9 protein-coding genes are annotated in these 8578 nt (G+C 60.1%); 8 read left to right on the top strand and 1 reads right to left on the bottom strand.

The features are described from left to right. Positions 1-107: 107 nt before the first annotated feature. From epd to fba, 5 genes are all read left to right on the top strand, one after another. Positions 108-1160 carry an erythrose-4-phosphate dehydrogenase gene (gene epd, locus EJA72_RS18490; protein ID WP_157712852.1) on the top strand — a complete coding sequence of 351 codons (1053 nt, stop codon included), beginning with the start codon at positions 108-110 and terminating at the stop codon, positions 1158-1160. Between the two features lie 12 nt (positions 1161-1172). Next, on the top strand, positions 1173-2336 hold the full coding sequence (locus EJA72_RS18495) for a phosphoglycerate kinase (protein WP_157712853.1): 1164 nt from the start codon (positions 1173-1175) through the stop codon (positions 2334-2336). 34 nt (positions 2337-2370) lie between these two features. Continuing rightward, entirely contained in the window at positions 2371-2592 is a 222-nt protein-coding gene (locus tag EJA72_RS18500) for a hypothetical protein (RefSeq protein WP_157712854.1), read from the top strand. A 56-nt stretch (positions 2593-2648) separates the two neighbouring features. Further along, on the top strand, positions 2649-2981 hold the full coding sequence (locus tag EJA72_RS18505; RefSeq protein ID WP_157712855.1) for an MliC family protein: 333 nt from the start codon (positions 2649-2651) through the stop codon (positions 2979-2981). Positions 2982-3264: 283 nt separating this feature from the next. After that, the gene (fba, locus tag EJA72_RS18510) at positions 3265-4329 is read left to right on the top strand and encodes a class II fructose-bisphosphate aldolase (protein WP_008081027.1); all 1065 of its coding nucleotides are present in this window, start codon (positions 3265-3267) and stop codon (positions 4327-4329) included. A gap of 194 nt (positions 4330-4523) precedes the next feature. On the opposite strand, the gene EJA72_RS18515 is transcribed toward fba, so the two are convergent. Beyond that, positions 4524-5192, bottom strand: coding sequence for a polysaccharide lyase family 7 protein (locus tag EJA72_RS18515; RefSeq protein ID WP_157712856.1), 669 nt, complete (start codon positions 5190-5192; stop codon positions 4524-4526). 321 nt (positions 5193-5513) lie between these two features. On the opposite strand from EJA72_RS18515, the gene EJA72_RS18520 reads away from it, so the two are divergent. The 3 genes from EJA72_RS18520 to EJA72_RS18530 are packed head-to-tail and all read left to right on the top strand — an operon-like array spanning position 5514 to position 8493. After that, positions 5514-7637 carry a bifunctional diguanylate cyclase/phosphodiesterase gene (locus EJA72_RS18520; protein ID WP_157712857.1) on the top strand — a complete coding sequence of 708 codons (2124 nt, stop codon included), beginning with the start codon at positions 5514-5516 and terminating at the stop codon, positions 7635-7637. 45 nt (positions 7638-7682) lie between these two features. After that, a complete protein-coding gene (locus EJA72_RS18525; protein WP_157712858.1) occupies positions 7683-8174 on the top strand; it encodes a M48 family metallopeptidase in 492 nt (163 codons plus the stop codon). 22 nt (positions 8175-8196) lie between these two features. Further along, the gene (locus EJA72_RS18530) at positions 8197-8493 is read left to right on the top strand and encodes a helix-turn-helix domain-containing protein (protein ID WP_157712859.1); all 297 of its coding nucleotides are present in this window, start codon (positions 8197-8199) and stop codon (positions 8491-8493) included. Positions 8494-8578 lie beyond the last annotated feature (85 nt).

Below are 8578 nucleotides of genomic sequence, written 5' to 3' on the forward strand. Positions count from 1 at the left end.
TCGCTCCCACATGGAAACGCATTCCAATGTGGGAGCGAGCCTGCTCGCGATGGCGGTGGTTCGGTCAGCGCTGCAATGACAGATTCACCACGGTAATCGAGAACCCCATGCCTCAACCGCGTCCTTACAAAGTTGCACTCAACGGCTACGGCCGGATTGGTCGTTGCGTCTTGCGTGCGTTGTTTGAGCGAGGCGAGAAAGCCGGGTTTGAAATTGTCGCGATCAACGATCTGGCCGACATGGCCAGCATCGAATACCTGACACGCTTCGACTCCACCCATGGCCGGTTTCCCGGCGAAGTGAAGGTCGAGGGCGATTGTCTGCATATTAATGGCGACTGCGTGAAGGTGTTGCGCAGTGCCACCCCAGAAGGCATCGATTGGGCGTCGTTGGGCGTCGATCTGGTGCTGGAATGCTCCGGCGCCTACCACACCCGTGAAGATGGCCAGCGGTTCCTCGACGCCGGCGCACCGCGCGTGCTGTTTTCCCAGCCGATGGCCAGCGAAGCGGATGTCGACGCCACCATCGTCTATGGCGTGAACCAGGAGTGCCTGACCGGCGACGAACTGCTGGTGTCCAACGCCTCCTGTACCACCAACTGCGGCGTGCCGCTGTTGCGTTTGCTGGATCAGGCCATCGGTCTGGAGTACGTGTCGATCACCACGATTCACTCGGCCATGAACGACCAGCCGGTGATCGACGCTTATCACCACGAAGACCTGCGCCGCACCCGTTCGGCGTTCCAGTCGGTGATTCCGGTGTCCACTGGTCTGGCGCGCGGCATAGAACGCCTGCTGCCGGAACTTGCCGGACGAATTCAGGCCAAAGCCGTGCGGGTGCCGACGGTTAACGTGTCCTGCCTCGACATTACGATGCAGACCGTTAGCGACACCGACGCCACCGAGGTCAACCGGATCCTGCGCGAGGCCGCCACCAGCGGCCCGCTCAAAGGCCTGCTGGCCTACACCGAGCTGCCTCACGCGAGCTGTGATTTCAACCACGACCCACATTCGGCAATCGTCGATGCCAGTCAGACTCGAGTTTCCGGCCCGCGGCTGGTGAATATCCTGGCCTGGTTCGACAACGAATGGGGTTTTGCCAACCGAATGCTGGATGTTGCAGAACACTATCTGCAAACAGCAACTTCAAAAAAACCGTAGGAAGTGCGACCCATGACCGTGTTGAAGATGTCCGACCTCGATCTGCAAGGTAAGCGCGTATTGATCCGCGAAGACCTCAACGTCCCAGTCAAGGACGGTGTTGTCACCAGCGATGCGCGAATCCTGGCCTCGCTGCCGACCATCAAGCTGGCCCTGGAAAAAGGCGCGGCCGTGATGGTCTGCTCGCACCTTGGCCGTCCGACCGAAGGCGAGTTCTCGGCCGAGAACAGCCTCAAGCCAGTCGCCGACTACCTGAGCAAGGCCCTGGGTCGCGAAGTGCCGCTGGTGGCTGATTATCTGGGCGGCGTCGACGTGAAGGCCGGCGACATCGTGCTGTTCGAAAACGTGCGCTTCAACAAGGGCGAGAAAAAGAACGCTGACGAACTGGCCCAGCAGTACGCCGCCCTGTGCGACGTGTTCGTAATGGACGCCTTCGGCACCGCTCACCGCGCCGAAGGTTCGACCCATGGCGTGGCCAAGTTCGCCAAAATCGCTGCTGCTGGTCCGCTGCTGGCCGCCGAACTGGACGCACTGGGCAAAGCCCTCGGCGCCCCGGCCCAGCCAATGGCCGCCATCGTTGCCGGTTCCAAGGTGTCGACCAAACTGGACGTGCTGAACAGCCTGAGCCAGATCTGCAACCAGCTGATCGTGGGCGGCGGCATCGCCAACACTTTCCTGGCCGCTGCCGGTCACCCGGTCGGCAAGTCGCTGTACGAGCCGGACCTGCTGGACACCGCACGCGCCATCGCCGCCAAGGTCAGCGTGCCGCTGCCAGTCGACGTGGTGGTTGCCAAGGAATTCGCTGAAAGCGCGACGGCCACCGTCAAGCTGATCGCGGACGTGGCGGCAGACGACATGATCCTGGACATCGGCCCGCAGACCGCGGCGAACTTCGCCGAGCTATTGAAGGCATCCAAGACCATTCTGTGGAACGGCCCGGTCGGCGTGTTCGAATTCGACCAGTTTGGCAACGGCACCAAAGTCCTGGCCCAGGCCATTGCGCAAAGCTCGGCATTCTCCATCGCGGGCGGCGGCGACACCCTGGCGGCCATCGATAAATATGGCGTTGCCGATCAGATCTCCTACATTTCTACCGGCGGCGGCGCGTTCCTCGAATTCGTCGAAGGCAAGGTGCTGCCGGCCGTTGAAGTCCTGGAAAGCCGGGCCAAGGCCTGAGGCCGCCCATTTGACCAGGCAAAGGAGTGTTCCGATGGTCAAGACGTTAGCGCTGTTGATCGTCGCGGGTTTGCTGGCGGCTTGCGGGAGTAACCCGAAAGCCAGTCCGGAACCTGCGCCATCCGCACCACAGAGTGGCTGTTACCAGGCCGACTGGCAGGCGGAAACCAACCCGGTTCTCAACAAGCGTTCCGGGCCGGATGGCCTGGACAAATACGAAACACAGACGCCGGCCAAGGAACGTGGCTGCCCCTGACGGGTCTGACTCTTTACTCAGGGCTGGCGGCGGGCGTCGTCAGTCGAGGAACACGGATGAAAGGTTTTATCGCCGTTACGGCGCTGGCACTGCTGGCAGGTTGCTCCAGTTTGAACCTGTTCAAGCCCGCCGAATCGACGGACAGTTGGACCACCTGGACCTGCGACAGCCAGGCCAAAGTGGTGTGGCGCTACAGCGACGACAGCCGCAAGGAAGTCGACGTTCGCCTGGGCGGGGCCGATCAGGTCTATCGCTTGAAGCATGAGCCGGGCGCCGACGGTTCGCTGTACAGCAACGACATGCTGGCGTTTCACATAAAAGGTGAGGAAGGCCTGGTTTACTGGGTTGCCACCAACGATTTGATTGGCCGCGGCTGCAAGGCGCAGTAGGGCGTAGCAGAAGGGCTTTTGTGGCGAGGGAGCTTGCTCCCGCTGGAGCGCGAAGCGGTCCTGATCCTGTTGGCACGGTGCTTACCAGGTCAACCGGATTACGACTGCTTCGCAGCCGAGCGCGAGCAAGCTCGCTCGCCACAGGTTCATCGTCACACTCAGGATTTATGTTGTACCGAATTCGCAGGCCGGGCTGACCCCCGATCTGCAATAACTTGAATAGCCGCCGCCGCTACGGCAGGCTGGCACGATTAACGACCCTCAACCGGGAGAGACACACACAATGGCACTTATCAGCATGCGCCAGATGCTGGACCACGCAGCCGAATTCGGCTACGGCGTTCCAGCTTTTAACGTCAACAACCTTGAGCAGATGCGCGCCATCATGGAAGCCGCTGACAAGACTGACTCCCCGGTGATCGTCCAGGCTTCGGCCGGTGCTCGCAAATACGCCGGCGCACCGTTCCTGCGTCACCTGATCCTGGCGGCCATCGAAGAATTCCCGCACATCCCGGTGTGCATGCACCAGGACCACGGCACCAGCCCTGACGTCTGCCAGCGCTCCATTCAACTGGGCTTCAGCTCGGTGATGATGGACGGTTCCCTGGGCGAAGACGGCAAGACCCCGACCGACTACGACTACAACGTCCGTGTAACCCAACAAACCGTGGCCATGGCTCACGCCTGCGGCGTATCGGTTGAAGGCGAGCTGGGCTGCCTGGGTTCGCTGGAAACCGGCATGGCCGGTGAAGAAGACGGTATCGGCGCTGAAGGCGTTCTGGATCACAGCCAAATGCTGACCGATCCGGAAGAAGCCGCTGACTTCGTCAAACGCACTCAGGTCGACGCCCTGGCCATTGCCATCGGCACCAGCCACGGCGCGTACAAGTTCACCAAGCCACCTACCGGTGACGTGCTGGCCATCGATCGCATCAAGGAAATCCACAAGCGTATTCCGAACACTCACCTGGTGATGCACGGTTCGTCTTCGGTTCCGCAAGAGTGGCTGGCGATCATCAACCAGTACGGCGGCGACATCAAAGAAACCTACGGCGTGCCGGTTGAAGAAATCGTCGAAGGCATCAAGCACGGCGTGCGCAAGGTCAACATCGACACCGACCTGCGCCTGGCGTCCACCGGTGCGATGCGTCGCCTGATGGCCACCAACCCGAGCGAATTTGACCCGCGTAAATTCTTCGGCGCCACCGTGACCGCGATGCGTGATGTGTGTATCGCTCGTTACGAAGCCTTTGGTACCGCCGGCAACGCTTCGAAGATCAAGCCGATCTCCCTGGAAGCGATGTACCAGCGTTACCTCAAAGGTGAGCTGAACGCCAAGGTCAACTAAGACTCGGCGCATAAAAAAACCCGCAGAAATGCGGGTTTTTTTATGGGCGACGATTCTAGGTTGAACGCGCTCATTGTAGGAGCGAGCTTGCTCGCGATGGGCGTGAACGATAACGCTGGCAGCCTGGCTCGCCGCGGTGAGCTCAGGTTTTTCGCGAGCAGGCTCGCTCCCACAGGTTCAATAGTGCTTCGTTGTCACTTATCGTGATCGATATCCAGCTTGCTGAACGTCACTTTCCCGCCTTCGCTGGTGTACCCGGTGTTGTCCTGCACATAGACACCGGCCTTGAAGTACAGCGGTTTGACGCGCCACGTGGCGCTGATCTTGGTGTCCCACTGATAACCCGCCGCACTGATGCCCAGCGCACCGCCCGGGCTTAAGTGAATGAGGTAGGAAAACTCCTGGTCCAGCTTCACGCCGGTCGCGACGATGATGACCCGACCTTCGCCATCATCAGGGTGCATGCGCACTTTGGCGACGATGTTGCCGGTCTGGGTGCTGGTCTTGTACTGATACTCGACCTTCACCAGAGGCTTCTGGCTTTCATAGGCATGGATCTGCCCGATGACGATTTTGCCCGAACTCGGCACCTGGTTCACCGCGAGGGTGGCGCGCAGTAAGTTGTCGGCATCCGGGTAGTACCAATTGTGCAAGGTGCCATTGCTGTAGGTTTCGCGCAGTTCGGTGCGGGGATATTTCGCGTTTTCGGTTTTCGTGCCGGTCACCGGAGACCAGAAAAACAGCGTGCCGGTGTCGGAATGGAAGTATTGATCCTTGAAGCCCTTCACCAGTTTTTCGGTTTCAACGGTGTACGGCGGGCTGCCGACAGGAACGCTCAAGTTCCAGGTTGCGAGATCGATCATAGGCAAAGCTTCCACAGATTTTTGCAGCACGTGCGTACCAGAAGCTCTAGCACGCGCCTTGAAGGGCGGCCTTTATAAGCGTAGAAGGGAAATTTGTTAACGTCGGACCGACAAATGGGTGACGTCAAAATCCTGTTAAAAGGCCATCTGCCGCTAATTCAGCGGCCTGTAGAGGTGACCGTTAGTCGGCAAATGACGCATTGATTAAATGATGGCGTACTGACACCTTCTGCTTTCACGGAACCCGGTCTAGAGTGAAGGCTTAGTATTTGTCCGGTTTTCACGAGAAACCGGCCTGACGCCCCGAACAAGAGAAGCAGCATGGAATGCGCGCACCCACCGCCAATTGAAGGCAACTCAATCCTTTTAATCGTCGACGATTACCCGGAAAACCTGGTCAGCATGCGCGCGTTGTTACAGCGCCAGGACTGGCATGTCATGACCGCCGCCTCGGGTTTCGAGGCACTCGGCGTGCTGCTTGAGCATGATGTCGACCTGGTGCTGCTGGATGTGCAGATGCCCGGCATGGACGGTTTTGAAGTGGCGCGCCTCATGCGTGGCAGCCAGCGAACCCGCCTCACCCCCATTATCTTTCTCACCGCCAACGAGCAGTCCCAGGACGCCGTGATCAAGGGCTATGCCAGCGGCGCGGTGGATTACCTGTTCAAACCGTTTGATCCGCAAATCCTCAAGCCCAAGGTTCAGGCGTTGCTCGAACACCAACGCAATCGCCGCGCGTTGCAGCGTTTGAGCCGTGACCTGGAAGTCGCTCGCGCCTTCAGCGCCTCGGTTCTGGAAAACGCTGCCGAAGGTATTCTGGTGGTGGGAGAAGACGGCCTGATCCAGTTCGCCAATCCGGCGATGTCGCGGCTGCTCAGTGCCACTGTGCAAGACCTGCAAGGCCGGGAGTTTCTGGATTTCCTGCAAAAACCGCATATCCCGATCTGGGCCGATTCGGAACTGTTCACTGGCTACCAGCGCGGCGAGATCATGCGCCTGCACGACGCGCTGCTGCGCACGGCGCCCGGCCAGCAAGTGCCGGTGGCGCTGTCTTGCGCGCCGCTGCCCTCCGAGCAACGGGCCATGGTGGTGACGGTGCTGGACATGTCGGTGGTACGCCACCTGCACCAGCAACTGGAATTTCAGGCGGTGACCGACCCGCTGACCGGGCTGCTCAATCGCCGGGGTTTCTACCAGACCGTGGAAAACCTGCTGCTGCGCGGCGAGCGTTCGGACAGTGCGTGGGTGCTGCTGTATCTCGATCTTGACGGTTTCAAGCGGGTCAACGACTCCCTTGGCCACGATGCCGGCGACCGGGTGTTGCGCTGGGTGTCCGAGCAGTTGAAAGCCTGCCTGCGCCCCTTCGACATCCTGGCGCGCATGGGCGGTGACGAGTTCACCGCGTTGCTGGACCTGGAGTTTCCCGAGCAAGCGGCAAAAATCGCCGAGAAGCTGATCGAGCGGGTGTCGATCTGTCAGCAGATCGATGGGCTGGACATTGCCCTGGGCGCCAGTATCGGCATCGCCACCTACCCGGATTGCGGGGCCAATCTCGACGGTTTGCTGCGCGCGTCCGACATCGCCATGTATGAAGCCAAGCGCGCCGGGCGCCAGCAATATCGCTTCTATGATCACGAAATGAATGGCCGGGCACGCTCGCGCCTGATGCTCGAAGAAAGCGTACGCACGGCCATCGAGAACCGTGATTTCAATCTGGTCTATCAGCCGCAAGTGGCGATTGCGGACGGGCGGATTCGCGGGTTCGAGGCATTGTTGCGCTGGCAGCACCCGAGTGTCGGCGACGTGCCGCCTGGGTTGTTTTTACCGTTGCTGGAGGAAGCCCGGCTGATCAGCCGTCTGGGCAGCTGGATCTACCAGCGAAGCGCCGCGCAGCGCAAAGACTGGGAAACCGTGTTCGCTGACGACCTGGTGCTGGGCGTCAGTTTGAGCAGCACCCAATTTGGCATGCCAAACCTGGTGACCGAGTTGCGCCAGGTGCTGGAGCGTTTTGGCTTGCAACCTCATCACCTGGAGGTCGAGGTCACCGAAGAAGCCTTGGCCCACAACCCGGAAGAAACCCGCAAACAATTGCGTCTACTGCGCAATCTCGGGGTGCGGGTGGCGTTGGACGACTTCGGTTCCGGTCCTTGTTCGTTGGCTCACCTGCGCGATCTTGAACTGGACACCCTCAAGCTGGATCGGCATCTGATTGCGCGCCTGCCGGACTCGTCCCGGGATGCGGCACTGGTGCGTAACGTGATCGAACTGTGCAATCAGTACGGGATGCTGGTGATTGCCGAAGGGGTGGAAACCGTTGCGCAGTACGAGTGGCTGCGCGCCAATGGCTGCGGGTATGTGCAAGGCTTCCTGGTCGCGCGACCGATGATGGCCGAGGACGTCGGCGCCTTTGTGCAGCCGTTCGACTGGAGCGCGCTGATTGACTGAATTCGCTACACTGGCGACCTTTTCGTGATGTGTGTTGCCGCCCCAATGACCGCGTTGAAATACCTCCAGGCCTATCCCGCAACGTTGCAGGACCAAGTGCGTAAGCTGATCAGCGATGGTCGGCTTGGCGACTACCTGACCCAGCGTTACCCGGAAAAACACGGCGTGCAGAGCGACAAGGCGTTGTACACCTATGCCCTGGACCTCAAGCAGGAATACCTGCGTAACGCGCCGGCCATCGACAAGGTGTTGTTCGACAACCGCCTGGACCTGACCCATCGCGCCCTCGGCCTGCACACCACGATTTCCCGGGTGCAAGGTGGCAAGCTCAAGGCCAAGAAAGAAATCCGCGTGGCTTCGCTGTTCAAGGAGGCGCCGTCCGAGTTTCTGAAAATGATCGTGGTGCACGAACTGGCCCACTTCAAGGAATCGGATCACAACAAGGCGTTCTACAAGCTGTGCGAACACATGTTGCCGGGGTACCACCAGGTTGAGTTCGATTTGCGGGTGTACCTGACGTGGCGGGATATGCAGTAAGAATGGCAGTTAGGGGATCTGGATGGACGTGAGCAAGACCAAGAGCAGCTTTTATCGCCGGTTGTACGTGGCGTACCTGATCGACAGCGGGCTGGCCAGCAGCGTCCCGGCACTGACTGACGTCACCGGCATGCCACGACGCACGGCCCAGGACACCATTGCGGCACTGGCGGATCTGGACATTGTGTGCGAGTTCGAGCAGGAAGAGGGCGCGCGCAACCATGCGGGTCGCTACCGGATTCGCGAGTGGGGAGCGATTGATCGGGGGTGGATCGAGCGTAATCTTCAGCAGATTAAGGCGGTGTTGGAGTATCCCTGACTCCTTGCGGTGGTTGGTCTGGCCTCATCGCGAGCAGGCTCGCTCCCACATTGGATTTGCGTACGCCACAAATCAAATGTGGGAG

Source organism: Pseudomonas sp. PB120 (genome assembly GCF_009761815.1).
Taxonomy (GTDB): domain Bacteria; phylum Pseudomonadota; class Gammaproteobacteria; order Pseudomonadales; family Pseudomonadaceae; genus Aquipseudomonas.

Coding starts and splice junctions, on each gene's coding strand:
- epd (WP_157712852.1), top strand. CDS start 108: ATGCCTCAACCGCGTCCTTACAAAGTTGCACTCAACGGCTACGGCCGG.
- EJA72_RS18495 (WP_157712853.1), top strand. CDS start 1,173: ATGACCGTGTTGAAGATGTCCGACCTCGATCTGCAAGGTAAGCGCGTA.
- EJA72_RS18500 (WP_157712854.1), top strand. CDS start 2,371: ATGGTCAAGACGTTAGCGCTGTTGATCGTCGCGGGTTTGCTGGCGGCT.
- EJA72_RS18505 (WP_157712855.1), top strand. CDS start 2,649: ATGAAAGGTTTTATCGCCGTTACGGCGCTGGCACTGCTGGCAGGTTGC.
- fba (WP_008081027.1), top strand. CDS start 3,265: ATGGCACTTATCAGCATGCGCCAGATGCTGGACCACGCAGCCGAATTC.
- EJA72_RS18515 (WP_157712856.1), bottom strand. CDS start 5,192: ATGATCGATCTCGCAACCTGGAACTTGAGCGTTCCTGTCGGCAGCCCG.
- EJA72_RS18520 (WP_157712857.1), top strand. CDS start 5,514: ATGGAATGCGCGCACCCACCGCCAATTGAAGGCAACTCAATCCTTTTA.
- EJA72_RS18525 (WP_157712858.1), top strand. CDS start 7,683: ATGACCGCGTTGAAATACCTCCAGGCCTATCCCGCAACGTTGCAGGAC.
- EJA72_RS18530 (WP_157712859.1), top strand. CDS start 8,197: ATGGACGTGAGCAAGACCAAGAGCAGCTTTTATCGCCGGTTGTACGTG.